The following is a 26949-nucleotide window of genomic DNA, read 5'->3' as shown; positions in this document are numbered from 1 at the left end:
CTGACAGAATTTACTTGATTAGCTCAGCCTAATCAATTGAATTATCTGGAAATTATTTATCAAGACAGTTTCTGATGAAAATCTATGCAATCTTTTCAAACGCATGTTCTATGCAACATTTATTTTACAATTTGCCGCCGCCAAATAAAAAAGAGGCCATTTGGCCTCTTTCCTGTGGTTTATCTTTTTTTCTCTTTTAACCCAAGCACCTTACGTAAGTTTACTATCCGGGATTTCACAACTCTTTTTTCCCACCCCCCATTTGCCAGCAGATCGGTTAATCCATAGGTGGTTGAAAAAAGCGTCACTATCGTCACAATCGCGCAAAACAAAGATTGAGAGCTCTGAGCAACCCACAGCACGGCCCCGGAATAAAGGACAAACTTATATTTATTCCGCTTTTCAATCATTGCAGATGATATCTGCCATAACAGATAAACAAAAAGCGGGGTAAAAAAGAGTTTCGCAAAGGAGCGGCCTGAATGGCTGAGGTGAAAAATGTCTTGCTTCCCTAGCTCACCAAATGTGGAAGGAAATGAGAACAGCCAGGCGGTACAAAAGACGACCAGCAAACACAGCAAGTTTATTTTGCTGAATGCCACAGCTTTTTTACCTTTCACCTGAATATCCTGTTCAAGCCGACGCTGATACATCGCTTCTAAATGCGCAATAGCGACATCCGTAGTCTCGCGTTGCAGATCCGTTTGTAACTCACGCCGATGCGAGAACATCTTCAACGATGAAAGATCGTACCCTTTTTCGCCCAGCCCCAGATGAAGCTGAGTCAGCAAATGATACATCGGATAATGAAAATTCTTTGCCTCATCAACCGGAGAGTAATCCGCCATCTCTGCCGGAGGGATAAACCACGCTTTATCTTTCGTCAACAGAGCATGCATAAAGCCTGGTTCAGTAACCAGATAGCTTTCTTGTTCCAGCCCTTTCTCAGCTCTCAGCCGCAGCAACGACTGCTGCTGCCAGGCAACCACATCCTCAAAATGCGGGTGTCGGTCCAGCGCCGCAGCGGTAAGATTCCAGTAAACAATCGCCTCATCGAAATGCTCACGCTCCAGTAGACGAGACAGGGCGCAACAGGCTGCGACCTCTCCGGCTTTGGCCAGTTCAGTTAATTGTGGCTGATCACAGGTCCGCGTCAGCAAAGTGATTTGAGCATCAACAATGGAGCGGAACACAAACTGTTCCGGATGTTCATCCAGTGCCCGGAGCGCATCAGGCAGATAGGTCTGCGGTTGTGCGGCAAACGGAAGTAATTTGGCAAAGGGTCCGTCCCGTTGTGACTCAGGCAATGCTGGTAATGCATCAATAATTGCCTGTCTGGCCAGACCCACTGGTGACATGTGTGTGAAACAGAACAGTGTCCAGTCAAACATGCCTTCAAAAGGTCTATCCTGCCAGCAACTGGACAAACGGAAGTCCGGATTTGCACATCTGAAAAAGCTGAGTGAGTCCGCATACATGGGATAAGACGACACTTCCCAGAGCTCTTCCCGGACCAGAATTTCCTCATCCATTAACCGGTAAAACCAACTGTCCGGAATAACAGGATGACGGATGACACATTGCAGCCATTCTGCCTTTGTCTGGGAGTTGACTTCATCACCCGTCAGAGGCTCCACATCAAAGAATGCATCTGTTTCGTAAGACGAAAGTTTCTGCCGCAGCGACAGGCAGCCCGTTTGCAAGGCCAGTTTTTGCTCAATCCAGTGCAGTGTCAGCGTTACCAACCGCGTTGAATCTGCGTCAGTTTCCGCTGTGGAGAGCTGCTTCCTGAGACTTTCGATCCAGGCCCAACTACCTGATCGGCCCGCCCAGAAGACTTTCACCACCAGTGCAGGCAAGCCGTCCAGCCCGGCAAAATCAAGCCGGTGATTAAACGCCGGATGATCATATTCAGTCAGTTGCCCAAACAACCAGTCAAAAAGCCGGCGATCAACATCTGACTCAGGCGCAGGAAATAACCTGCGTTCCGCACGCCAGTAAACCGGCGGTAGCGGCTGCCACTGTTGCCGCAGGAAGGCATAACATAAGGCCAGCATGTTCTGATTACCCAATGTGCGCTGATACTGTATTTCTGCCACTTCTGCAAAGGCATTCAGGGTCAGTAAGCGGTCAGTCACCTGATCAACTGCTTCTGCATGGCCCAGCCGGACACTAATTTCCCCAATGACTTCCCATTGCTCGATTGCCAGACTCTCAGCAGGTGATGCAATCAAGCGCTCAATCATCTGGCCTGTGATTGTTTCAGGGTAAGTATTTGTGGCCAGGAAAGCTTGCAGTAAACTGACCTGATACTGAACTGACGGCAGCACCAAAGCCGGCATCGGCTGATGCACCACTTGCCGCAGAGCTTCCGTATCCCCGTACCCCAATGCAATATGGAAAGGACGCAGAAAACTCAGCGCTGCACGCTGTTCAGCGCCGGACAAAACACTCAGATGTGACAGGTCAACGGACATTTCCTGTTTTCGCCAGCTGTTCAGAAATTCTCCGACTTCGCTTTGCTGCTGCGTGCCGGTAAGCAGCAACTGCCAGCTTAACCCTTGCCACAACCACTCAATGACTGCGCCGGGCAACCAGCGGTTTGCCAGAACAATGTCGACAGCTGCATCTGAGATATGCTGTTGCTGAGAAATCGACAACATCTGAATCTGTTCAATCCAGCTCAGCCACTGTTCAGGCTGAAAACGACGTTCCGGATCTGACAGAAGTCTGTGGAGCGCTTCCTCAAACGGTTGATGTGGATCCGGTTGTCTCTCAGACACACCGACTTCCTGTACCGCCTGAGTGTCAGCGGCATCTTCAATCGACAGTTCCAATACTGTCTCCGGGACCGTTTCCTGAACGTTTTCTCTGACCTGATTTAAAGACACCAGCGCTTTCTCATACGCTTCACGGACCCGCTGAAATCCTTCCGGATCATCTTCAGGATGGTGCTGTCGCAGCTTTACTCGATAGGCTTTTTTAATTGCCTGCGCATCGTTCGTTTCTTCTATCTCGAGGATGTCCCACACACTCACGCTCAGTCCTCTTTTTCTTCGTTCAATAATGTCGCCAATGATTCAGGCACCCGAATTTCTGGTAAGGCCGTTTGCCATGCTAATGCCGGAATGGGAATATCCGGGTCCGATTCAATCGTCTCAAAGAAATTACTGACCCCAATATTGAAACCGTTATTCAGCAGGTAAGGAATATTGTCCAGATCATCATCATTATCATTCATATATTCCCAGTAATTTCGCCCGAAAATAAAACTTTGAAGGTACTGTTCCCAGCTGGAAAAATGATGTTGGATCTGACGACACAAATAATTCAGCAGAAAAGCAAACTCTTCCTGAGTCACCTGCCCGACGGCATAACCGGCCCGGGTCAGAAAAGATCCCCGGCAATAATCCCACGCCCTGAAGCCCGCTTCGCCTACATGACGATAGACAACATCCACATAACGCATTTCTGCCTTCGCAACCTCGCTCTCCACCCCGTCAATCCGGCGCAGCCATTGTGCATTCGTCATACATGCGCGTCGGCTGAATTCATGACTCCAGATACTGCCATGAACATCAGCCATGGCCAGTTGATGAATCATTTGATGCCATTCGCGACGACTTTCAATATTCCAGGAGTTCGAAAAACTTTGAGCCCATTCTTCAAGACCATCCTGAGTCTTCTTCATTCCGGGAATATCGTAATCGTACATTTCCCGGTTATAACTGATTTGTGGCGAAGTAATTGCTAACCACCACTGACAATGTGGCAAATTGGCATCAAAAGTATACTGGGGTGAAGGCATTCCCGTTCCCTGACAATATTCAATGAGAACAGTAGAATAGCTTGATTCGTATTCAGCGCCAATGAAGGTTTCAGGTCAGGTCTAATTAAAGTGAGGCTGGTTAGAAAAAGAAGGATTCAGTTTAAGGTTCTGTCCTCCGTGTCCCTGAAATTTCATCATGCTCAACCGAAAACCAATCTGTCGTTCCGAACTCAAAGACAGGCAGCGAGCTATTCGCGACGTCGGTTACCCAGAAAGATCATGTGATTCAGAAATAAAAAAGGCCGCATCATCGATGCAGCCAAATCAAAAAATACTTCAATTAATCATCTTTGTCGTATTCAGGAACGGACATCCTCATCTTTGATAAAAATCATTTTGAAATTCATTCTTTGTGACCCGTAAATCCTGAATGATACGTTCATTAAACATGACAGAGTATTTTACCTCACGCCAAAGAACATACGCCGTCATTCAGTGTGAATTCAATTTCTGTTTACGACCGGGTTAACCACATTTTCTTTTTCCCCATCAGTTCATCCAGATAACCCAGAACATTGGGAAACCACACAATCAGCTCCAGCAACATGGTTGCAAAAGCGATAGACAGCAATCCCCGATGGGTCTGAGTGACCTGATTTCGGTAATGCCGTGCATAACATTGATAAAGCAGCAAATAAATGAGCAAAGTAAAGCAGCCCAGGACCAGTGGTAACAGAATATTCAGATAAATCAGTACAGGAATTAACAGTAAACCCGGCGGAAAAATATACTGAAGTGTGGTGATTAAAAACCAGGGGGTCGAGGCAACACCAGACCACGGGGATACATGCCAGGCTGCTGAAAATGCTTCCACTCGACCCCGGGCCCAGCGTCTGCGCTGATTAAATAATCCGGAGTGCGTCACTGGACACTGCGTTTTCGCCACGGCCCGTGGCGCATAACCAGTTCGGTATTGATGTGCGATGGCCCGCCAGCACCAGGCAATGTCTTCAACAAGCCATTCACTCCAGCCACCGATTTTTTTGACGACTTCAGCACGGTGCGCGACAAAGGCTCCCGCCAGTACTGGCACCATGCCAAGCTTATCCTGTGCACAGCGAATCGCGCCGTAATAACCAATATGTTCATAATGCTGTAATTTCGCGAGCAGCGAACTTTGGTGATTTTCCGGGGCAATGTAGCCGCAAACAGCAGCATAGCGTTCATCACTCCAGATCTTTCGGGCTAACTCCAGAATACCGTCAGGTTCAATGTAAGTGTCACTGTCGACCACCACATAGATCTCCCCTTCGGCTAACCCCGATTCAAGGGCATAATCCAGCGCATATCCCTTGCGCCCTCCGTTTTTCTCCCGCCGCAAATACGCGTAGCGATGCTTCCGGGTTGTTTTTAACCAGGACAGCACCGCCGCAGAGGCATCATTCGTTGAACCATCATCAATCAGTAACACCTGAATGCGACTCGGGTAATCCTGCTGCTCCAGCTTGTCTAATGTTTTAATCAGCACAGACTGCTCCTCATTAAAAAAAGGAACAAACACAGTCACAGCAGGCAAGCATTCAGATGGCAGTTCCTCCGGTTTCCGGATGAGATAAGTTAACAGCAGGATGATTGCCATCAGGCAGGTGATCGCTGATGAGGTGATGATAAGAATTTCGATAAAGTCGCGCATATTTCACTCGGTAAGCCAGCCAGCATCTATTGTTGATTGTCATCAGGCGGGATGCTGACAAATCAAATCATGACATCCAGATAGGCCAGTGCTTCATCCAGCACTTCACGGTAACCGTCCAGATTGATATCACCACTGACGTTTCGGAGGTTACGAAGTTTCAATTCCAGTGTGGGCACATTGGTCAGCGGCAAACGGGAAGCACAGATTTTTTGACACCGCCGAATGTGTTCATCCGTGAAACCGAAATCAAAGGCTTTGAACGCCTGATTCAGCGGCTCAAATGAAGTAGGGATACCCTCCTTCAGTAACCGAGGAAACTCGTCCTCAAAATTCAGCCCCACCCATTTGGGCGCGCGCCAGTCCGCTATATCACCATCATATAAATCGTATTCCAGCGTATCTTTCTGAAGATAAGCAAGAATCGCGTTCTGAAGCGGCATTGCAGACGCCTCATCCAGCTGGTCGATCTCTTCCAGCGTTAAACCAAACATCAGTAACGAAGCACGTTTCAGAGAAGATTCCCAGATCCAGTCGAGCTTATCGTAAGTTTCATCAATCATCTCGACCGCTTCATCAATATGATTGATATCAAAAATGCCCAGAAAATCGACAATATACGCAACCAGCTCATTCAGGATGAACCTGTTTTCTTCCCAGACCGGAATTTTCCCGCTTGCAATCCAGCAGTTTCGGAAATCACGTAAAAATGAACTTGAAGCGACGTCAAAAGGCACACCATGAATACTGAAATTACTGATGGCCGTTGTCCCGACAGAAAAACGATTCATAAATAAAATCGCCAGATTATCTGAAACCTTCCGGATAAATTTCTGAATGATGAAACACGGTTTGGCATCTGCAATTTCAGGATTATGCGTGACCAAAAAGTTCAGTATCTCTTCACGCGTTAAATTCATCGGATAAAGATGGGCAACCCGAACAGGGATTTCTCTGGTAAGCAGACAACCGTGATCAATTTTCCTTTCCAGCGGCACCTCATCTAAATCGTACCCGGCTTCCAGTGCGGACTCGAGATTGATTTCTTCCATCTGATCGGTAAAAGAAACGGATAAGGGTTTAATGGCATCTGGAATCAATCGCGAAATGGCTTCAAGGTAAATCACTTCGATCACGGCATCTGTAATGATCAATCCGCCAGTCGAATAGAAATGTCGTTCCTGATTGACCAAAGGGGTCGGTCCGACGCCTTTCACTAGCCCGCCATTCACAATCGCACAGCGACCAGACCCCAGCATGCCGTAGCGATCCGCTCTCCCTTCCAGAAACTCACCCTCTCCGCTGACATGATAATGAAATGCTTCAGCATCAACCGATGGTGCTGACCATAAATGAATACATGATTTTTTTCTGAGCTGAACCGGTACTGTTTCCATCCAATTACCCTCTCACGCCTGGTTTAGTCATCTTTATAAATCGATAAGAGTGCATTGACATCTTTCAGTGAAGTGGCAGGAACGTCTTTTGAATGTTCCTGATGGCTGAGAGGTGACGCGGCTTCATTCTGTGTGGATGTCTGATCGGCTGGTCGGGAAGTCCTTTCCGCAGAAGCCGACTGCTCAGCTTGCGCATCTGAAATCATTTTCTGGAATTGTTCCACTAAATTGAAAGCATCCGTGTTTAAATCTGGATACGTTGTATTTTCTGCCATAAAGGCCTGAAGGCATCGAACCGCTTCGGTATAGTTTTTCCGCTTCGCTTCCAGCAAGGCAGCCGTAAAATTCACAAAATAAGGCAAGTCGCCCCAGAGACTTTCAGCCTCAGAGAAGTCTCCTCGCCAAAAGTAAGCAATTCCTAATTGAAATTTTGCCAGCTGATTTTCTGGTTCATTGAAGATCACAGTTTGATAAATATCGACAGACGCTGAAAACATGCCAATTTGATTCAGAATGGCGGCATGAATTAAGTTCAGAGCCTGATCAGGCGTATTGTCTTTATTAACTCGTTTACAAAGCTCAAGTGCAGTCACGAGATCTTGATTGTGTACTGCATGTACGGCTAATCCTAATATTTCTTGATAATTTAATTGACTATCCATCGTTGATCCTATGAATTTAACTTTTTGCTGAGTTCTTTCAGCGCACTCTGATGAATTTGAGAGATTCTTGAAGGCGTGCGTCTCATCCGGGCCGCTAATTCTTTCAGTGAAACTGCGTTAAAATAATGTTCTACGATAACTTTCTGCTTATCATGACTGAGTTCTGAGAAGTATCTGTCAATATAAATGAATGCTGCCGCCTCATCATGTTCCTCCTCATCTCTGTTACCATTCAACCTGGCAGACAAAGTATAAAAACCAGGAGATTCCTCAATCATATCTGTGCCGGAAACATCTTCAGCATGAATACTGACTTTCTTAAAGAGATAACTGTTTGACTTCATCAGACACCGGTTGATTTCATGATACATATACGTAAAACAGTAGGATTTCAATGAACCTTTTCTGGCATCAAAATGGCTCAAGGCATCATAAAGTGCGATGACGGCGATATTCCTGTAATCATCAAAATCAATCTCGTGATTATATTTATGTTTCATCACAAATTGCTTCGCGATAATGTCACACCAGGGCAGTAAAGACGTGACACTTTCCCAGCTGACAAGCTTATCTTTCGTCTTCTCATCATCAGATTCGGGTGCCGTATTGAGCTCAATGACTTCATTCATGAAAAATCAAAAGCCTCTGATCAGGCTTCCAACCAGTAAAGTCCAACCATCAATCAAAACGAAAATGAGCAACTTAATCGGAAGTGATATGGAAATGGGCGGCAACATGATCATACCCAAGGCCATCAGGACACTTGCAACGATGAGGTCGATCAGGAGAAAAGGTAAGAAAATCACAAATGCAAATTGAAACGCGGCCTTCAGCTCACTCAGCATAAAAGCTGGAATCAGAGTGGTCAGTTCCAGTAATGTCTCATTCTCTGTCTGCTGACTGTTCAGACTTTTTACAAAGTAGTAATCCTTCTCTGAAGTCTTTGAAATCAAAAACTCAGAAAATGTGTCAATCCCTTTTTCAATCGCTTCCTGCTGAGTGATATCACCAGACAGATACTTATCGTAAGAGACGGATTTTACATCCTGATACACTGGCGCCATGGTAAAAATACTCATGAACAGCGCAATTGAAATCACAACAATATTGGGTGGTGTTTGTTGTAGTCCCAAAGCTGTTCGTAACAGAGAAATAACGATGACATATCTGGTAAAACAGGTTGCGGATACCAAGAGCACAGGTATAAAAGCCGAAGCAGTTAATAAGAAAAATGACTGAACAATTGGATGCGTAAGATCGATATCCATCTAAATGATGTTCCCGTTGAACATAAAAATTAACTTTCTATTTTTTGAGATACTGAAACAGATGTTGAGTTTGAAACAATAAAATGTTTACTTCCTTCATACTCAATCACAAATATTTTAGTCTTATTATCTAAAAACGCCTTTTCCAACACCCTGACTTTGCTATTTAATTTCCCCTCATTATGAGCATTATTCCTTTTATACCAGGTCACAAGAATCAGAGTCAGAATCAGAAAAATAATCAGCAGGAAATATCCGGGGGTGAGCACTGAGTCCACCTCTTTGAAAATCATCCGCTGACACTCACAATTTGTAATGCAAAGTAGCCGTCTTCTTCCACCAGAATCCCTTCAGCGATTTTATTTCCGTTCAGGTTCAGATCGATCTTGTTTGAGATTTTCACATCCGATTTCAGAATATCTCCGGCAGAAAGATTCATCAGAGAGCCGATATCAGTTTTAATTTCACCGATTAAAACATCAAGGCTGACCTCTATATTGGAAAAGGTATCTAAAGACACTTTCTCAGAAAATGATTCAATATTTTTCTTCAGTTCAACGCTCATCTGCAACACTCCCAACAATTAAGCTTGCTTCACCATTTTCGAAAGAAACAAAAACATGATTTGATATGACCTGATGATCCAACTTCAGAATCAGACCATCATTAATTTTTCGATTCGTTTTTAGAACATCTCCCTGCTTTAACAGGCGAACCTTTTCAACCGTTGTCGTAATTATCGGTAATTCAATGGATAATTTCACAGGAGAATCAGCAAGAGCCGACAAAACCTGGCGCTGATCCGGCCGTTTCTTTAAATCCAGTGACAGCTTCTGTGTCAGAATCCGCTTCTGAACAGACTGAGATAAACTCAACAGGATTTCAGCTTCGCCAGCACAAAACCGAAAACAGGCCGATTGATCATCTTGCTCTGAAGCATCCCACAGCAGTTCCTCTTTTTTAAACCAGTCGAGGAGCCAGTGTTGAATCACATGTCGTGCAAACGGGTCTTCATGAGCTGAGGGATTCACCTTGTCGCCAAATCTTCTGCGCATCAGCAAAGACGCAAAATCAGCGTTATAGAACAGCTCCACACCCGGAAGATCATGAAATCCCGACGTGTACATATCCGCCGTCTTCACTTGAGCGGGATTTCTTCTTTCTACGGATAAACAGGCATGACTGCCTAACGCTTGAAATGCCCGTTGAAACGAAGCAAGCAGATAATCTGAAATGACATCATGATTGAGCTGAATTTGCGGACTGTTCATTAACTTCCCGTGCTGTTATAAAGTTGTTCAATCAGTTGATTCGACACACTCATAACGCGGGAGCTGGCCTGGTAGGATCGCTGAATCACCATCATATCGCCAAACTCCTGCGCCAAATCTACGTTCGATAATTCGATGGCCCCGGCAATCAGATTTGCATCCAGTCCGCGGCCAATCTGCAAGATTTCCGGTTTTTCCTGCGTTTCCAGAAGATGGCCCTCTTTCACACGAAAATGGCTATAGTTTTCCACTTTCGCGACACCAATGGTGCCAATCTCTCTTTGTTCGCCGTTGCCGTATTGCAGAACCACCCGGCCATCATTGGTCAGACTGATGTCTGAAAAAGGTGACTCGCCAGAACCATCCACCGCATCAAGGCTGAGGCTGGACTCTTCATTTTCATTTCGGAGCGTCACGCCGGCTAATGATCCCGCTTCCCCAAATTTAATCTTGAGCGCCTGCCCATCCTCGAGCGTCGCAGCCACTTCATTTTTTCCGACCTTCAGTGTCCCGCCAAGGTCGAACTCCAGGCTGCCTGTCCCCACTTCATTACCGTCTGAATCTTTCACACTGACCGCCCAGCTCTCTGAAGCTTCATCATATTCAAGAGACACGCTGAGCTGCTGATGGCTGCCATCACTGGCGACGTAGTGGACCTTTTCTAACTCGACGCTGGTATCTTTGGTCGAAATCTCGCCTTTAATCGAGACCGACGTACTGGGAACCGCAGGAATCACATCATTTGAACCGACCTGAATCGGACTCAGGCGTCCGGCATCATCAATGCCGACAACTTCAAATCCGGAGAGCCGGTCAACCAGAACCCCCTGGTCATTGAGCGTGAACATTCCCGCCCGGGTGTAGTAATAATTACCGCCATCTTTGAGCGCAAATAATGCCCGGCCATCAAGAAACACATCCGTATTATTTCCGGTTTGTGCGACTTCGCCATTGGTGTATCGGTGACCGGACTCCGCAACCTGAGAACCTAATCCTTTGCCGCCACCATTCACGCTCGTCATAAATACATCTTTGGCTTTAAAACCCGGCGTCTGCATATTCGCGACGTTATCACTGACAATATCCAGCGCCTTTGAGCTTGTCTGCATTCCGGACAAGCCATTATAAAAAGACTGAAACATTCTCTATCCTTTGAGGTTATTCGCCAGAATAAATCCGGCTTAATTTCGTAACAGGCAGGTCATTGACATAATAATCCTGACCATTTTCATCTTTAATCTTCAGGCTGACGACAGTGCCATTTTGTGTAAATCCGACGGAAACAACTTCACCTAAAATACTGCCGTTGGCTGATTGTGTTTCAGCAAACTTTCCCATCAGACCGACGCCTTGCGTCGATTCAACCAGTTGCCTGATTTGGCTTAATTCTTCATTGGCCATCCGGCTGGATTCAAGCAATGAAAACTGGGCCATCTGTGCCAGAAAGTCCTGATTATTGACCGGCTCCAACGGATCCTGTGCCTTCAACTGAGACATGAACAATTTAATAAAATCGTCTTGTCCGAGCGCAGCATTCAGCTGTGTCGCAGATTGGGATTGCGTTACGCTACCCACGGGTGGTATCGCCATAATGCACCTCAGTCACGCCGTTATAGGTGAGGAAGACTGGCCCATCCGACTGCACATGCAATGCCTGGATGAGCTTCATCAACGCTTCTTTATTGGTCTGCCCCGCGTAATCCCGAAAACAGACTCTGATTTTGTCCGGCTCAATAAATGTTTTTAACAGGGTTTTGGTAAAGTCTTCTGAGAAAGCGGGTTTCCGGGCCTGATACGCATCCATCACCGATTCATTCTGAACAGCGGGTCTCGCCGAATGCTGGATTTTTCCACGCCAGAAAACCCTTTCAGCGGAAGCAGTCGTTTCTCCGGATAACCGCTCAAAATAGCCGCCAGTCGCGTGAGACTGAAACCCGGTGCTGAGCCCAGACACCCGATGGTCTGAACGATTCAGGTCTGTTTCACCATTCATCGATGGAAACAGAGAATCGCTGTTTTTCTCACTGACCTGAATTGTGTCAAATTGTCCGGTTGCAACGAGTTGATGAATGAAGTTCCCGGTATTCATTTCTTCGTCGCCACGATGAAATAAAGTACTCAGAACATCGATATCCCGGCCAATTGAAGCCGCATTGAAATCTTCAGACGCCAGAGCTTCTTCAATCTCGCTTTCTGTCTGCTCGGTTTGATAAAGATTTTCAACCCGCGTGCTCTGCCCTTTTCCCTGCAATGCGGTTTCACGAAGGTGGTTCAGCGCCACATGCGCTGCAGCCGACTCACTTTCATGAAAGGGCAGACCCCCGACCTGTTGTTTCAACGATACATCTGCTGCCCGCTGCGAGTTGTTCTGAGCTTCTTCCTTTTGCGTGCCTGGCTCAGCCTGACGGTTCAAACACTCACCAAAAGATCGGGACTGATGCCCTAGCTTCTGCTGACTGAGTGTTGGTGATTGCCGGAAAGGCTGCTGGCTGAAGCATTTCTCACTGTGAATCTGCGTCATGCTTCTTCCTGCCCGTCGCTTCCATGAGTTCAGATTCAAGCTGTGCTCTGTTTTTCCTGGCTACCTGTTGCGTGCGCGTTTCCTTATCCAGATCTTCAAATATTTCTACGCGCGCGTTTGCCAGCGTCACTTCTTTCGTCACATGCTGATGCTTTTCTGACAGGTGAGAAAATTCATCTTGCAGGTTTTTTCGCATGGCTGAGAGATAAGAGGCATGATGAATGGCAAGATTGTTTAATTCAGCATTTGTACAAACATCAAAGTGATGATTCAGATCGTTATATTCCGAATCAATTTCATGCATCATTCTTTTCAGTGTGTCTTGCCGTTTTTCAATTTTTGAAATCTTTTTCCAGCCTTTCATGACCTCTATTTTTTGCTCGATGCTTTTTAATTTAATCACACTATTCATATCTGAGGACATCGTGCTTTACCTCCTCATCAATCCGATGTTTCCAGCAATAGAGTTCCCGATCTAATCGCCGTTTCATCGCGATGACTTTATCGATTTCATCATTTGTTCCGGCCTGATAAAGCCCGGTCCGGACCACATCATCCACCTCTGAATAATCGCTGTAGATCGATCTGACTTTCTTTTCAAACGTCAGCTCATCCGGTGAAAACAGGTTCTCCATCACCCGTGAACGACTTTTTAAGATATTGATTGATGGGTATAAACCATGGTTTGACAGTTTGCGGTCAAGGATAAAGTGCCCGTCAAGGACCCCGCGCATGAAATCTGTCACTGGCTCATTTTCATCATCACCATCAACGAGTACGGACATAATGCTCGTAATACTGCCCTGATTTTTAAAGTTTCCGCATAATTCGACAATTTTTGGCAATTCAGCAAAAACAGAGGGCGGATAGCCCCTCGCCACGGGCAGCTCTCCTCTGGATATCCCTATTTCACGAAGTGCGTGAGCAAGTCTGGTGATGGAATCCAGCACAAAGAGGACGTTTTTTCCCTGCGCGCAAAAATGTCTGGCGTACGCAAGCGAAACATACACGGCGCGCCTTTTCAGACTCGGAGAATCTTCCGATGTCGAAGCAATTAAGATGGTATCGTCGCAGTGACCAGCAGACATCTGTTCCTGATAAAAATCAACCACCTCCCGGCTTCGTTCACCAACCATCGCAATAATCTTAACGTCAGCCTGCATCCCCTGATAGAGCTTGTTGAGCAGAGTTGATTTCCCCACGCCGGAACCGGCAAAGATCCCGACTTTCTGCCCCATCCCGAGCGGAAAGATATCGTCAATAATTCTTGCGCCGGTTTCCATTTTCGCGGTCACCGCCTCCTTTGCGCTCACGGGTGCCGGTTCGGTGGAAAGCATCAGCTGATTTGAAGCCGTCGTCTCCCTGACCGTTTCCTGTTCCTGCGCTGAGATTACTTGGCCAAAGCCATTCAAGACTTTACCGAACGGGTTGTTCATCAGCTCAATCGACGGCAGCTGCTTCTTGTATTCAACATCATTGCCGACCCCAATTCCCTCCAGACTGGTTAAAGGGGCAAGCAGGCATCGATTTCCCTGAATCGAAACGACTTCCGCTTCGACAACACGGGACCGGGCGTAGATGGTGACTTCCTCACCCACCACACAGCCCTGGTGCGACGCTTCGATAAAGCAGCCCGATACGGATTCAACACGACCATATTCAGTTGCCACCGAAGCTTCTGTGGTCCCATCCAGCAAAGTCAGCAGCCACTTATTCGATTTCATCAATCAGGTCCATCAAATTACTTTTGAACACTTGCCGGATTCGGTTGGGAGACACTTTGACTGACATTGCTTCGGTCACAATTCTTGCCTCAAAAGCCGAAAGCGCAGGATCCACAATCCACTGGCACCCTCCAGGAATGTCCGTCTCCTGTTTCCGGATCAAGGCATCGATCTCAGTTGAAATTTCAAGATGCACCACAGGTTTCGGCAGCTTCGCCATTTCAGCCGAGATTAATTCCATGAGTAAGTGCTGCATCTGCTCAGTGTGATAAACCTTTTGAAAGACGCTGGAAAGGACATAAATGATATCCGCCCTGTTGTCCTCCCGCTGACGCTGAAACTCGGCTTCCAGACTGCGCATCATTTCAGTCAGTTGACTGGCGTTCCGGGCCAGCATGGCCTCTTTTTTTGATAGCGCCTGCTCTCTCAGCGCAAACTGCTCCATTTGCTGACGGAGTTCGGCTTCCTTTTCCGTGATTTCACGTTCCCGGTCTGCAAGACGCCGTTGCCCCTCATGAATCCCTTCCTGATAGCCGCGTTGCTTTTCCGCAAGAAAGGCCTGCTCAAGTTCAGACTGAAAGTTCTTTTCGATAAAGCCTTTCATTGAACGATCACTCAAAGGCAGGGATGACAGATTCAAATCACTCATCGCAACACTCTTTTGAATTTGCAGAATCAAGATAGGATTGCAGCAGCTGAATCGCAGTGTCATCGAGACACTCAAGATAGGCTGATGCTTCTTGTCGGGTCTGAACCTCAAATACTTCCGAGCTGATCATCAAGTCGATCATTCGCGCATCTGCACCATCCTGACGGTCATCATGGCTGATCAACCCTGCAGCTGGCTGAAGCTGCATGACTGCAGATTGCGGCGCCATCTCTTCACACAGCTGGTCTTTCATCTGGCGAAGCTTCTCCAGTCCGACCAAAGGCACGCTTTGCAGTTTTTCTTTCAAAAGAAGCTGCTGTCCTGAATCCAGCCGGGACAAAATTTTCGCCTGCAATCCGGGAGATGATTTTAAAAGTAACAGACTATAGTTGAGTGTTTTGCTCAAGTTCACGCCCCTCCAGCCATAGTGAAACATCTTTCAAAATCATCGCTTCTTCATCCCGCTTTAACGACAACTTACGCCGATACAGTCCATGCTGGAATGCAATCAACAGCAGTACGAAAGCACCGACAGAACCCCAGAGCCAGGGTTGTTCCGTATCCGGTAAAGCACCCAGCTGGGATTGAGATTGAGTTTGGCTATGTGCATCCGTTTCAGCATTCAGCGAAGACGATGCCTCAAGCGCAGGACGAATCTCCTGCACTGCGGCTTCCGGCTGAAGCGCCTCAACCGGGATCAATGCCACCGACAATTGATCGCCACGAGTTTCATTGATGCCAATCGCGGTACGAAGCAGGTTCTGCAACACGTCTTTCGTGAAATATTCAGACTCCGGAATCATCACGCTGACCGTCAGACGCTCAAGTTTTCCGCGCTGATAATCAATATCCCGCTTCACAGATTTATAACTGAATTCCTCATTCAGCACGGTCGACTTCGGCTTATTTTTACTGCCCTGAGTTGTTTCAGTGACCCGTTTGGTCACCACCGGTGCTTCAGCAGATTCAAGCCCCTCAGACGACTCTTTGATTTTGTCATTGTTCACCGTTGCCCACGCAGACACACCGATCTGCGAAGCCTCAAAATAAGCGGAGAGCAACTGGATCACTTTTGCTTCAATGTCCTGTTCAATCTCTTTCTTGATACCAAAGCTAGCGTTTTCATCCAGTGACGGCACACCGCCAGACAGAATCAGACCATTGCTGTTCAGTACCGAGACATTTTCCGGTTCCAGATTAATCACAGAATTCGACACCAGCTGTTTCACTGTCGCAACCAGCGCTCTTTGATTCACCGGTTCAGATGCCGAAAGCGTTAACGTGACTGCAGCTTTCACCGGAGTTTTATTTTGTGAAAAAGTTCGCTCTCGCGGAATCGCCAGGTGGACCCGAGCCGAAGAAACGCCCTGAATCGTCAGCAGTGATTTTTCCAGTTCCCCCTGAATGGCGCGCTGATAATTAATTTTCTGGTAAAAGTCAGACATGGCATGCTGCGCTTCACCAAAAATTTCCAGCCCGGTAATATCACTCTGAAACACCTGGTCTTTCGAGAGTTGTACTCTTGCTTCGGCAAGTTTACTCTTCTCGATCAAAATGCCCTGTCCCGATTCCGGATACTGAAATTTCATTCCGGCATTCTCAAGACTTGTCGCAACTTTGGCCAGCTGTTCAGGAGGCTGTTCGGCAAAAACAAGTTCATAGTCTTTATTCAAAACCAGAAAATAAACAAATATTGCAGCCAGAGAAATCACTGCCACGCCTACAGCCAGTAGGACTTTTCCTCTTTGATTAAATTCCATTTTCTACACTTGCATTCTGGTGACTTCTTTATATGCATCGATCAGTTTATCTCTCAATGCAACTGAATATTCCAAGCTGAGCTTTGCGCGCTCGATATCAATCATCAACTCATGCAACTCAATTTTTTCACCTTTTGATACAGCAAGAATACGCTCATCAATACTGGCAAGCTGGTCGGTAAAATTTGCTTGATTCACCTGAATATTCTGCTGAGTGCCGGATAAGGCTTCACTCTGGAGCGATTTCAGTAAATCCCCCGAAATTGCTTCAACTTTCATTATCGCTTACTCCCAATCTGAAGGATTTTCGATGACATCTCTTTATTCATATTGAACAGCCTGAGACTCGCCTCATAGGCCCGTGTGGCGTCGTTCAGATGAATCATTTGCGCTTCAATTTTGATGTCTGACCGATACTGAATGACAGGCTTTCCGCCTTCATAAGACACAACCCGACCCACGACGTTACCGTCATCCTGACTGTTCACCTGAATTTCTTTCGAGCGTACGCCTGAGATCACTTCATCAATAGAAGGTAAATTTGCGACATCCACTTTCTGGGCACGCTGCACAGAAAGTCGGTCGCCAAAAGATTGATTGATAATGGAAAGATTATAAGTTGCTGTCTCCATTTTCTGCTTTTCAATTTGCATCGATAGAGACATCAAATCAATCGCACTCAGTTTTTCCATCAACGGCCACCTTTGATGATCATGCGTTCCAGATCGAGCCGGGCATTCATCAGAGTCACCAGCCGGTTATTCTGACTGGATAACTCAATGGCTTTCAGCAATATGTCATCAATCGATTGTTCCTGCGGTTCAACCTGAATTTCTGTATTTTGACCATGAAAATTAGAAACACGATGCGATGTTGTTTCCGAATTCAAAGTTTCAGAAAAAGTGACTTTATATTGTTGCTCACCTAGACGTGCAGCAACCAGGTTATAATTATTCACTCTGGATTCGACTGATAATCGACTCAGCGAGGAAGATATTTCCTCAAGCAGAATATCCAAGTTCATTGAAACATCCTTTTATCATGCCCATCGGAATTTAACCTAGGGCCTATTTTCTTTATGGCATTCGTAAAATATCAACTGATATTTATTGGAGAATTAATTTGCCATTAATCGCACCCGCTTTATCGGCTGCCTGCAAAATCACAATGATGTCCCGCGTCGATAAACCCAGTCTTCTCAGTTCACTGACCAGGGTAAATATGGTGGTTGTCTGGCTGAAGTGAGCAACTTTGGCGTTATCATCCTTCACACTGATATTGGTATCCGGTACGACAACCGTCTTGCTGTTATTTCCTTCAATATGGCGCCCGATAATGACATCCTGCGGCTGGCTGACACTGTATTGCGTACGAATACTCAGCTCCAGATTGCCGTGCGCTATCGTCAGTGAATTCACCTGCACATCACCACCGGAAACGATGGTACCGGTTCGTTCATTCACGATAATCAGAGCTTTCTGGGACGCCAGCACATTCAGCGACTCCATGCTGGCGATGGCACGAACAACCGCGTTACGGTTCGTCGCAGGTAAACTCACCTCTACTTTGCCGGAATGGATGGCTTCCGCCTGATATCCGAGCGTTGAGATCGCATCAGCGATGTTAATTGCAGTGCCAAAGTCGGCTTCACGCAGCACAATGCCCACTTTGCCGTTTTTGTTCACCAGATAACCCGTATTCTCTCGCTCTATCGTCCCGCCTTTAGGGACGATCCCCACGGTCGGATGGTTCTTTTGCTCCGTATTCCCGAACTGTTCAAACTTATAGCCCCCGACAGAAATCTGCCCCTGAGCAACGGCATAGGTTTTCCCGTCAATGGCTTCTAAAGGGGTGAGTAAGAGTGTGCCGCCGATCAGACTTCTCGCATCCCCAATCGCAGACACCGCAACATCAATCCTGTCCCCGCGTTCTGAAAAACTCCCGACCTCACTGGTTACCATCACCGCAGCAACGTTTCTGCTGTTGATGTCATCATCTGCTACGATCAGACCAAACTCGCGCAGCGTGTTTGAAATACTGCGGATAGTCGACTTACTCCGCCTTGAATCGCCGCTGCCGGCCAGACCAACAACCAGGCCGTAGCCAATCAGAGCGTTGTCCCGATCACCTTCAATGCGGGCAATGTCTTTCAGACGAACATAGGTTTCTGCCGCAAAGGCATTCACTGTAAAAAAGCAGGTTGCGGCGATAAGCGCGGCTTGCATCAAAACGTTCATCGTTAAAAACCCAGCCATCTGAACAAAGAACGGAATATGCTTGGTTTCCGGTTATCATTGACTTCACCAATACCGCTCAATTCGATTTGGGCCGATTCAATCCGGGAAGAAATGATTGCATTCTGTGGGCTGAGATCATCCGGACGAATAAAACCACTGAGTGTGATTTGTTGCTCTTCTCCGTTAACCGTCACATACTGAGAACCCTGAACTTTGAGCAAGCCATAGGGATCAATTCCTATGATTCTGGCCGTGATCGTGGCGCTGATACTCCCCCGCCGTGAAGTGCTGGCGTCATTTGCCATTTCACTCCGCAGCCCGGCATCTAAATTGAATTGCTCACCTCTGAAGTCATTACTGACCCCAATCTTATGCCTGTTATCCGCATCAATGCCGGCAGACGATGACGCTTTCGCATTTTCCGCAATTAAAATAGTGACAATATCCCCGACTTTATAAGCGCGTTGGTCAGCCCAGCTCGCCCTGTAATGATCAATGTCGAATTCAATGGCCCGGACCGGGAAAGCACTCACCATACTGAGCACGACCACCAGCATCCGGATGTCTCGATTTTTTGTCACCTGACTAACTCCACTTTTCCTGAAGAGACGACCGCTGCATCAAGCATTGTTCCCGAACCGGGAATTCTGACTTTCACCGTTTCCCCTCTGTTTCCCTTGGATAATGCCTTGACTTTCAACGTGATCTCGAATGAATCTGAACGGCTGACCAGAGTGATAAAATCACCTTTCTGAACATCCATTCCTTTTTCCAGGTCATATTCACATAAGGCCTGACCCGATTTTATTTTTCTCACCGCAACGGGTTTCCGGGTCATATCATCTGTTTTGGCTAATTGATTCTTACAGGAAAATGCATCTGTCATACGCCAGATGAAATCATCATCGCTGATGGCCTCTCCCTGCCTGATATTGCGTTTTGCTTCCCAGCCTAACTGCTGACTGCTGATGATGTACCACAGTGACTGTGTTTTCACGTGCCCCTCAGCCGATGGATGTTCAACAACGACCCGGCAGCGATGAATTTCAAAACGACATTCAATCTTCTGAAACTGATATCCATCATCAATGTCCGGATGCGCGCCCGCTTTATTGATGACGAAATTATCGTAGCCTTGCGTAAATAAATAATCAGAAAGATAACTCAGCGGTTCTTTTAAACCGGCAAATGCACCGGGAGAAAATAAAATGAAAACCAGACTTACAGAAAATATTTGTTGAATCATAACCGGAACAATTAACGGGTTAAGTTATTAATCGTTTCTAAGATTTGATCACTGGCCTGAATAACTCTTGAATTTAACTGGTACGCTCTCTGGGCAGCCATCAAAGACACCATTTCATCGATCATATTGACGTTCGACATTTCGGTATATCCCTGCAAAATTGTGCCCGCACCGTCTTCTCCCGGGACTAAATACTGTCTTTTTCCGGCTGCCTCCGTCTGATACCACACACCGCCGGAGCCCGGTTTTAATGCTTCAAATGAATCGAAAACAGTGAGTTCAAGCTGGCCCAGTTCAAGCATGTCACTTTCCCCCTGGATCTTTCCGAACACCGTGCCATCGCCGGAAACTTTCAGTTCTTCAACATCAGGCGGAACAATGATATTGGCTGCCAGGCGGTGTCCTTGTACGGTTGCCAGTGCGCCATCTTCCAGCTTGCGCAAGGACAGAACACGCGTGTAGGCGGTTTCACCATTATCCAGTTCGACCTCAAGCAAGCCATTCCCCTGAATCGCCAGATCAAGCGGCGACGCCGTGTACTTATACTCGCCATCAACAAATCGAAAGATCGCATCTTTTATTTCAACACCGCCACCAACCGAAAGATTACGCTCAGCACCTTCAACAGATGTAGTGCTGGACAGCAGACTATTGAAAACCGGCGTACTCGCTTTATACCCTGGCGTATTAATGTTGGAGACGTTGTTGGAAATCATGTCGATATATTTTTGTTGAGTTCTGAGTGCCATTTCTGCATTGGACAGCGCTTCAATCATCTTATTTTCCTAATTCGCTGATGGTTTTCTTTAATACCTGATCGTATGCCGCTAATGTTTTTTGCATGGTTTGAATGTGGCGTTTTGCCGTCATCAACTCGACTACTTCTGAAGCGGAATCAACGTTGGATTGCTCCAGATATCCCTGTAAAATCTGACTTTGACTGTCAATATCAAGCCTTGGCATTTTCTCGTAAATAATATGTCCCTGATGATATTGTTCCGGATTTATTTCGCCGACCTGTACCAGAATTAATTCTTCAGTATTCCCGCTGGGATCCGAAATTTTCCCTTCAGAATTCACATGAATACTGGTGCTGTCGAACTGAATATCACCATTCTGACTTTGTAACCGAAACCCACGGCTATCCACGACATAACCCGCACCGTCGAGCTGAAACTGGCCATTGCGGGTCAACGCCACGGTTTTGCCTGACTTCAGGACAAACCATCCCGTCCCCTGAATGGCAAAATCCAGATTACGCCCCGTCTGTTTCAGCTCTCCCTGCGACAGGTTAATAATCTGCCCCGCTGTTTTCGTCTGGTTCTTCCCCGCGTCATCAGAGGCCAGTAATGCTTTAAACCCGGTAGTCGTCACATGTTGGGTATTGGTACTGATCTGATTGACCGTGTTCATATCGCGGCTGAGGGAATACATCACGATACCTGAAATTTTGTCCATTTAACGGCTTTCCCCATGCGTGAGCTGACCAACGGTCCGGATCAGCTTGATGCCCTTCACTTCCTGCGCAGATATCACCGCCAGCCTTGGCACCACTCGCTCGGTGATTTTCCGAAGCGGCGCTCGCAGGGTACCGGAGCACAGCAACACAGGTTCCAGACCTTTTTCCATCACGTTTTCACACTGACGGACCAGTTGCTGAAGCACAGACTCAACTTCGCCCGGAGCAATCTGACCATCATGGCTGTCGCCGCCGATTGCACGCTTGAGCATGGACTCCAGTTGCGGCGTCATGGTGATTACGTTCAAATGCTCTTCGGGGTCCAGATAACGGTCACAGAGCCGAAGTGCTAATCGTTCCCGGACTTTCTCAACCAGTTTTTCAATATTTTTATCTTCAGCACTCGCATGCTCAGACGCCGCTTCGAGAATCAGTTCAATATGACGGATGCTGACCTTCTCGCTCAGTAAGAGTCTGAGCAGACGGTGCAGGTCAGAAATGCTCAGGAGCTGAGGCACAATTTCTTCGACCAGAGACGCATTGTCCTGCTTTAACCGGTTTAACACTTGTTCGACGTCTTTTCGGGACAGCACATCCTGCAGATTATTTTTAATCGCTTCTGAAATATGCGTGAAAATAATCATCTCGGGCTCAACGACTGTACAGGAGCGGCTCTTCGCAAATGACCGCATGGTGTCGTCAATCCAGAGCGCCGGTAAACCATAAGCCGGCTCTTTGGTAGCTTCCCCGGTCATTTCCGCCAGGATCTCAGGGGCGCTGATCACCATAATTCGATTGCTTTGAATCTGACCTTTTCCGATGCGGGAGCCGTGAATATGGATTTCATAGCGATCCGCATCCAGCTCACTGTCCGCCTTGAACTGAATATCCGGCAGAATATAGCCGAAGTCTTTCGCCACCAGTTTCTTGAGGGCTTCCAGGCGCTTATCCAGTGCCCAGTTGCCGGATTCAATATTCTTTTTCAGATCCTTCCCGAGACGCACTTCAATGGGATGAATCTTGATGTAATCCACGAGATCATCTTTGCTTTCCGATTCCGCATCGTGGACCTCAATCACGTGATTAGACTTGATTGCCCACCAGACACAACCGCCAAACAACCCGATCGCAAGCAAAATCGGCATCGTCGGTAAGCCATCAAGAAACAGTGCCAGCACCAGCGCCAGCGTCACCAGAATGAGTGTTCGGGGGTGTGATGAAACCTGTCGGCCAATCTCGCGGCTGAGTTCATAGTCTGTGGCTGCCCGGGTAATAATGATGCCGGTGGCCACCGCAATAATCAGAGAAGGGATTTGCGTGACAATCCCGTCACCGACCGTCAGGAGAGAATATTTCGTCAGGGCTTCTCCCCACTTCATCCCGTGCTGCGCGACCCCGACAGACACTCCCCCGATAATATCGATCAGAATGATAATAATGCCGGCAATCGCATCACCTTTGACAAACTTTGTGGCGCCGTCCATCGCCCCATAAAAGTTTGCTTCCCGTTCGATATTCGAGCGCCTTTCCCGGGCTTCATGTTCATCAATCAGGCCCATATTCATGTCGGCATCAATCGCCATCTGTTTACCGGGCATACTGTCCAGGGTAAATCTGGCCGCGACTTCCGCCACACGCTGCGCACCATTGGTTACAACAACGTACTGAACCACAACAAGAATGATGAAAACTATAAAACCAATCACATAGTTTCCAGCAACCACGAATTCACCGATGGCGCCAATCACGTGCCCCGCTTCACCTTCACTCAGAATTAAACGCGTTGCAGATATGTTCAGTGAGAGACGGAACAACGTTGCAATCAGAATAATGGATGGAAACGTTGAAAAGCTGAGTGGCTTATCTGTACAAAACGTCAGTAACAGAATTAAGAGTGCAACGCTGAAGTTGATAATCTGAAGGAAATCCAGCACTCCAGGCGGAACCGGCAAAAATATCACCATCAGAATCAACACAACACCGATGATAAATAAATTACTATGCCAGTCCTTCAGCATATATTGCTTAAACAAGATGAGTTCCTTGGTTTATCACTTTATTGATGTTGAGTATTGAAATACCAGCGGTAAATCTCGGCAACCTGATCATATAACTCTGGCGGTATTTCAGCGTTGATCTTCACTTTTTGATACAGCACGCGAGCAAGCGGAATATTGGTTTTCATCACAACCTGATGATGACGGGCTGTTTTCCTGATCTGATATGCAAGCTGCCCTTTCCCTTTGGAGACGACTTTGGGCGCGGTCATTGTTTTCGGATCGTATTTCAGTGCAACCGCAACAAAGGTCGGGTTGGTGATCACCATATCCGCTGAAGGAACGTTTGAAAGTGCGCCCAGCTTTCCTCGCAATTCTTTCTGAATTTGTTTCCTTTTCGACCTGATTTCCGGATCACCTTCCTGATTTTTATATTCATCTTTCACCTCTTTTTTCGACATCCGCATTTCTTTGCGAAAAGACCAGCGCTGAAATATCAGATCGAACAGGGTAAAAGGAACCATCGCCAGAATAAAAAAGACAATGGTTTGAATCAGCAGGGCATTGACCTTATCCAGTGTGCCTGACAACGAATAGCTGATTGAATCCGGTAATGTAAATATCTCATCATAGAAAATCATATACGCCAGTACCGAAACCAATGACAGCCTGAGCAGATTTTTCACCAGCTCAAACAAAGACTTTAAAGAAAATAACTTCTTAAACCCTTGAATCGGATTGATTTTCTTGATATCCGGCTTTATCGGATGAAAGCTGAAAATCCCACCCGTTTGTATGAAATTAACAATGACGCCAATTAAAATCGCCAACAGCAAAACAGGCATCGTGGCATAGATATAAGATTCAAAAATCTGCCCGATCAGCCAGCTGTCACTTTGTACCGATATGTCTGGCGCCATCAGGAAAACGTTTTGCATCACCGCCATCAGCTGCACGCCAATTTCTTTGGCAATAAACAGAACTGTGACCAATGTAATCAGCAAGCCAGCGAAAGCATTGACATCCATGCTCTTGGAGACCTGCCCTTTTTGCTTCGCTTGCTGCAATTTATACTGTGTTGCTTCTTCTGTTTTTTCTTCTGATGCCATCCCGTTGCCCTCAATAAAGCGAAAGCCAGTATGAAAAGACACCATCAAACAGCCTGTCTGTAATTTCACTGACATGTCTGGAAGAAATTCCGAGAATCAGGAAGGCGACAGCAGTTTTTGCGGGTAAACCAACAAAGTAAATGTTGATTTGAGGCATCATTTTATTACAAAGCCCTAAAAGCAGATCAACCCAAAAAATAGCAATCATCACGGGCAGTGCCAGGAGAAATGCCAGAACCATCTGTGATGAAAATAACGCGATCATCATGTCCAGCTGCGGTTCGCCGGGACCTGACAGGATCGGAAAAGACCGGATGGATGCTGCAAGTAACTCAATCACAGTGTAATGCGCGTTGGTGACAAAAAACATCAATGAGATAAAGATGATAATTGCCCGGGTCAGAATTGGTTCCGATTCCTGCATCGCCGGGTTAAAAATCCCCATCGGATTAAAACCTACCTGCATATCGAGCAATTTCAGAAACGTAAATATTGCACCGTAGGTGACAACCAAGGCGAACCAGAAAACCAGACCAATAAAGAACTCGTTCAGGCACGCTACCGCCAATGCCGTACCCTCTAAATGCACAGCGCGTATTATTAAATTTTGATCGATGGTATGAGTAAAAATAATCACACCAATCACAACGGTGACCACCATTTTTATAAATGGCGGTAACATCGACAATGGGTTAATACTCCTGAACACTAAAGCAGGCGTAATTCTTAAAAGAATCAGAAAAAATACAATCGTATAAGATTGCCAGTCACTTAAAATAGCATTCAGTGTCACAAACTCGCCGCATAATCAAATATGTTGATTGCAAACTCCGTTAATACCCCAAGCATCCAATTCGACATCAGCATAATCACAAGTGCGACTGCAATCATTTTCGGCACAAAAGTTAATGTCATTTCCTGTATCTGTGTTACCACTTGCAAGATACTGATAATTAATCCAACGACCAATGCAACCAGCAAAATTGGACCACAAATAATAAAAGCCACATGCATTAATTCACTTAATAAGTAGCTGGCAGCATCTTTGTCCATTTTATGGCTGACGACTCAGGATTATTTTTTTCATCGCTTCCGACAGATTTTCAACGCTGAGGTCCGATTTGAATGCCATCAGTCCTGACATAATCGAGTCTGCCTCTTTGGTTTTCCCTTTCACCTGTAAATATAGCGCCCTTGCAAACAATGCAGACGGGCAATTGGCATCTAACTTCAGGGCCCGCTTCAGTTGTTCCTGTGAAACTGACCATTTTTCCCGGACAGCATTCACGATTGCCAGACCGCCATGACATTCAGCAAAATTCCGGTCTGTTTTCAGACCTTCTTTGAAGCAGGATTCGGCACGGTCATAATCCTTCACCGAAAAATAACACCAGCCTAAGTTCACCCGACTGCCAACATGTCCTGGCATTTTTTGGCACGCCTTTTCATACCATTGAATCGCAGCATCGAATTGGTGGGCATACATGTATGACAGCGCCTTCATCGCCAACAGGCGTCCCATTTCCGGATGCTGTGCCAGTAATGGTTCCAGGATGATTAACGCCATTTCCGTCTCCAGTCGGTACAGAGATAAACTAGCGCTGGTGATCAAAGCATCACACTGGCTGTTGTCCAGCTGCAACGATGTGCGGCAATGCTTTTCAGCCAGTTCATACTGCGCATCATCCAGATACAATAAGGACAGCAGTCCGTGAACTTCAGCGTGTTGTTCCGGCGTACACGTTGTGAGTAAACGATACGTTTCTGCAATCGCCTGCGAGTTATTTTCTAAATGCGCCAGGCAACGTGCTTTCAGCAGCGTATTTGCCACATCAAGTTCAGGAATCTGCGCCAGCAACTCATAAGCCGCTTCATACTTTCCGGTCTGAAAACAGGCCAGTGCACAATTAATTTTCAGACCCGGCTGAGCGTAACCGCGACGGAACAGGTCATGATAGGCCTGAACGGCGTCATCATACTGATTTAAAGCCAGACATAAGTGCCCCTTCCAACTCAGAAAATCTGCATGATCATCATTCAGTCCCAGTGACTGATCAACAATTTGCATCGCTGCCCGGAAGTCTCCCTGCTTCGCTAAGCCCCCAATCAAATCAAGGGCCAGCAACGCATTGGATGGATCCATTTCAAGAAATTCTTTTAATCGCTGAAGGGACATCGTCATCACTT

The 26949-nt window shown here is 46.6% G+C and carries 30 protein-coding genes; all 30 read right to left on the bottom strand.

Annotated elements, in window-relative coordinates:
• Window positions 1-179: 179 nt before the first annotated feature.
• Window positions 180-3038 carry a J domain-containing protein gene (locus L4174_RS06505; protein ID WP_248139705.1) on the bottom strand — a complete coding sequence of 953 codons (2859 nt, stop codon included), beginning with the start codon at window positions 3036-3038 and terminating at the stop codon, window positions 180-182.
• 2 nt (window positions 3039-3040) lie between these two features.
• Window positions 3041-3808 (bottom strand): DUF1266 domain-containing protein, encoded by a 768-nt coding sequence (locus L4174_RS06500; RefSeq protein WP_248139704.1) that lies wholly within the window; start codon window positions 3806-3808, stop codon window positions 3041-3043.
• A gap of 475 nt (window positions 3809-4283) precedes the next feature.
• A complete protein-coding gene (locus L4174_RS06495) occupies window positions 4284-5462 on the bottom strand; it encodes a glycosyltransferase family 2 protein (protein WP_248139702.1) in 1179 nt (392 codons plus the stop codon).
• A gap of 62 nt (window positions 5463-5524) precedes the next feature.
• On the bottom strand, window positions 5525-6859 hold the full coding sequence (locus L4174_RS06490) for a hypothetical protein (protein ID WP_248139700.1): 1335 nt from the start codon (window positions 6857-6859) through the stop codon (window positions 5525-5527).
• 23 nt (window positions 6860-6882) lie between these two features.
• Window positions 6883-7521: a lipopolysaccharide assembly protein LapB gene (locus tag L4174_RS06485; protein WP_248139698.1), complete on the bottom strand. Its 639-nt coding sequence runs from the start codon at window positions 7519-7521 to the stop codon at window positions 6883-6885.
• 8 nt (window positions 7522-7529) lie between these two features.
• Window positions 7530-8021: a sigma-70 family RNA polymerase sigma factor gene (locus L4174_RS06480; protein ID WP_248139697.1), complete on the bottom strand. Its 492-nt coding sequence runs from the start codon at window positions 8019-8021 to the stop codon at window positions 7530-7532.
• A gap of 135 nt (window positions 8022-8156) precedes the next feature.
• Window positions 8157-8789 carry a flagellar type III secretion system pore protein FliP gene (fliP, locus tag L4174_RS06475; protein ID WP_248139695.1) on the bottom strand — a complete coding sequence of 211 codons (633 nt, stop codon included), beginning with the start codon at window positions 8787-8789 and terminating at the stop codon, window positions 8157-8159.
• 289 nt (window positions 8790-9078) lie between these two features.
• A complete protein-coding gene (locus tag L4174_RS06470; protein ID WP_248139693.1) occupies window positions 9079-9354 on the bottom strand; it encodes a FliM/FliN family flagellar motor C-terminal domain-containing protein in 276 nt (91 codons plus the stop codon).
• Window positions 9344-10060 (bottom strand): FliM/FliN family flagellar motor switch protein, encoded by a 717-nt coding sequence (locus L4174_RS06465; protein WP_248139691.1) that lies wholly within the window; start codon window positions 10058-10060, stop codon window positions 9344-9346. The genes L4174_RS06470 and L4174_RS06465 overlap by 11 nt, the downstream gene beginning before the upstream one ends.
• Window positions 10060-11202: a flagellar hook-basal body complex protein gene (locus L4174_RS06460; protein WP_248139689.1), complete on the bottom strand. Its 1143-nt coding sequence runs from the start codon at window positions 11200-11202 to the stop codon at window positions 10060-10062. Before L4174_RS06460 ends, L4174_RS06465 begins: the two co-directional genes overlap by 1 nt.
• Window positions 11203-11218: 16 nt before the next feature.
• Window positions 11219-11650 carry a flagellar hook assembly protein FlgD gene (locus L4174_RS06455; protein ID WP_248139687.1) on the bottom strand — a complete coding sequence of 144 codons (432 nt, stop codon included), beginning with the start codon at window positions 11648-11650 and terminating at the stop codon, window positions 11219-11221.
• Complete coding sequence (locus L4174_RS06450; protein ID WP_248139686.1) at window positions 11628-12581, bottom strand: hypothetical protein; 954 nt, start codon at window positions 12579-12581, stop codon at window positions 11628-11630. Before L4174_RS06450 ends, L4174_RS06455 begins: the two co-directional genes overlap by 23 nt.
• Window positions 12562-12993 carry a hypothetical protein gene (locus L4174_RS06445; RefSeq protein WP_248139684.1) on the bottom strand — a complete coding sequence of 144 codons (432 nt, stop codon included), beginning with the start codon at window positions 12991-12993 and terminating at the stop codon, window positions 12562-12564. The genes L4174_RS06450 and L4174_RS06445 overlap by 20 nt, the downstream gene beginning before the upstream one ends.
• Window positions 12986-14305, bottom strand: coding sequence for a FliI/YscN family ATPase (locus tag L4174_RS06440; RefSeq protein WP_248139682.1), 1320 nt, complete (start codon window positions 14303-14305; stop codon window positions 12986-12988). Before L4174_RS06440 ends, L4174_RS06445 begins: the two co-directional genes overlap by 8 nt.
• Window positions 14292-14954 carry a hypothetical protein gene (locus L4174_RS06435; RefSeq protein ID WP_248139680.1) on the bottom strand — a complete coding sequence of 221 codons (663 nt, stop codon included), beginning with the start codon at window positions 14952-14954 and terminating at the stop codon, window positions 14292-14294. The genes L4174_RS06440 and L4174_RS06435 overlap by 14 nt, the downstream gene beginning before the upstream one ends.
• Window positions 14947-15360, bottom strand: a complete 414-nt coding sequence (locus tag L4174_RS06430; protein WP_248139678.1) for a hypothetical protein — start codon at window positions 15358-15360, stop codon at window positions 14947-14949. Before L4174_RS06430 ends, L4174_RS06435 begins: the two co-directional genes overlap by 8 nt.
• A complete protein-coding gene (locus L4174_RS06425) occupies window positions 15338-16714 on the bottom strand; it encodes a flagellar M-ring protein FliF C-terminal domain-containing protein (RefSeq protein ID WP_248139676.1) in 1377 nt (458 codons plus the stop codon). Before L4174_RS06425 ends, L4174_RS06430 begins: the two co-directional genes overlap by 23 nt.
• Window positions 16715-16717: 3 nt before the next feature.
• Complete coding sequence (locus L4174_RS06420; protein WP_248139675.1) at window positions 16718-16993, bottom strand: flagellar hook-basal body complex protein FliE; 276 nt, start codon at window positions 16991-16993, stop codon at window positions 16718-16720.
• The gene (locus L4174_RS06415) at window positions 16993-17406 is read right to left on the bottom strand and encodes a flagellar basal body rod C-terminal domain-containing protein (protein ID WP_248139673.1); all 414 of its coding nucleotides are present in this window, start codon (window positions 17404-17406) and stop codon (window positions 16993-16995) included. Before L4174_RS06415 ends, L4174_RS06420 begins: the two co-directional genes overlap by 1 nt.
• Window positions 17406-17738 (bottom strand): hypothetical protein, encoded by a 333-nt coding sequence (locus L4174_RS06410; RefSeq protein WP_248139671.1) that lies wholly within the window; start codon window positions 17736-17738, stop codon window positions 17406-17408. The genes L4174_RS06415 and L4174_RS06410 overlap by 1 nt, the downstream gene beginning before the upstream one ends.
• Window positions 17739-17820: 82 nt before the next feature.
• Window positions 17821-18939 (bottom strand): flagellar basal body P-ring protein FlgI, encoded by a 1119-nt coding sequence (flgI, locus tag L4174_RS06405; RefSeq protein ID WP_248139669.1) that lies wholly within the window; start codon window positions 18937-18939, stop codon window positions 17821-17823.
• Window positions 18940-18953: 14 nt separating this feature from the next.
• Window positions 18954-19532, bottom strand: a complete 579-nt coding sequence (locus L4174_RS06400) for a flagellar basal body L-ring protein FlgH (RefSeq protein ID WP_248139667.1) — start codon at window positions 19530-19532, stop codon at window positions 18954-18956.
• Window positions 19529-20197: a flagellar basal body P-ring formation chaperone FlgA gene (flgA, locus tag L4174_RS06395; protein WP_248139665.1), complete on the bottom strand. Its 669-nt coding sequence runs from the start codon at window positions 20195-20197 to the stop codon at window positions 19529-19531. The genes L4174_RS06400 and flgA overlap by 4 nt, the downstream gene beginning before the upstream one ends.
• Before the next feature lie 11 nt (window positions 20198-20208).
• Window positions 20209-20973 (bottom strand): flagellar hook-basal body protein, encoded by a 765-nt coding sequence (locus tag L4174_RS06390; protein WP_248139663.1) that lies wholly within the window; start codon window positions 20971-20973, stop codon window positions 20209-20211.
• Window position 20974: 1 nt separating this feature from the next.
• Complete coding sequence (locus L4174_RS06385; RefSeq protein WP_248139661.1) at window positions 20975-21655, bottom strand: flagellar hook-basal body protein; 681 nt, start codon at window positions 21653-21655, stop codon at window positions 20975-20977.
• Window positions 21656-23689, bottom strand: a complete 2034-nt coding sequence (locus L4174_RS06380) for a flagellar biosynthesis protein FlhA (protein ID WP_248139659.1) — start codon at window positions 23687-23689, stop codon at window positions 21656-21658.
• A gap of 23 nt (window positions 23690-23712) precedes the next feature.
• Window positions 23713-24762, bottom strand: coding sequence for a flagellar biosynthesis protein FlhB (gene flhB / locus L4174_RS06375; RefSeq protein ID WP_248139657.1), 1050 nt, complete (start codon window positions 24760-24762; stop codon window positions 23713-23715).
• A 10-nt stretch (window positions 24763-24772) separates the two neighbouring features.
• Window positions 24773-25555, bottom strand: coding sequence for a flagellar biosynthetic protein FliR (locus tag L4174_RS06370; RefSeq protein WP_248139655.1), 783 nt, complete (start codon window positions 25553-25555; stop codon window positions 24773-24775).
• A complete protein-coding gene (gene fliQ, locus L4174_RS06365; RefSeq protein WP_248139653.1) occupies window positions 25552-25815 on the bottom strand; it encodes a flagellar biosynthesis protein FliQ in 264 nt (87 codons plus the stop codon). Before fliQ ends, L4174_RS06370 begins: the two co-directional genes overlap by 4 nt.
• A gap of 1 nt (window position 25816) precedes the next feature.
• Window positions 25817-26905, bottom strand: a complete 1089-nt coding sequence (locus L4174_RS06360; RefSeq protein WP_248139652.1) for a tetratricopeptide repeat protein — start codon at window positions 26903-26905, stop codon at window positions 25817-25819.
• Between the last annotated feature and the right edge of the window lie 44 nt (window positions 26906-26949).

Origin of the sequence: Photobacterium sp. CCB-ST2H9 (genome assembly GCF_023151555.2) — a bacterium.
Classification (GTDB): Bacteria; Pseudomonadota; Gammaproteobacteria; order Enterobacterales; family Vibrionaceae; genus Photobacterium.
Note: the sequence above shows the minus strand (reverse complement) of the source record. Positions and strands in the feature narration are given on the sequence as shown.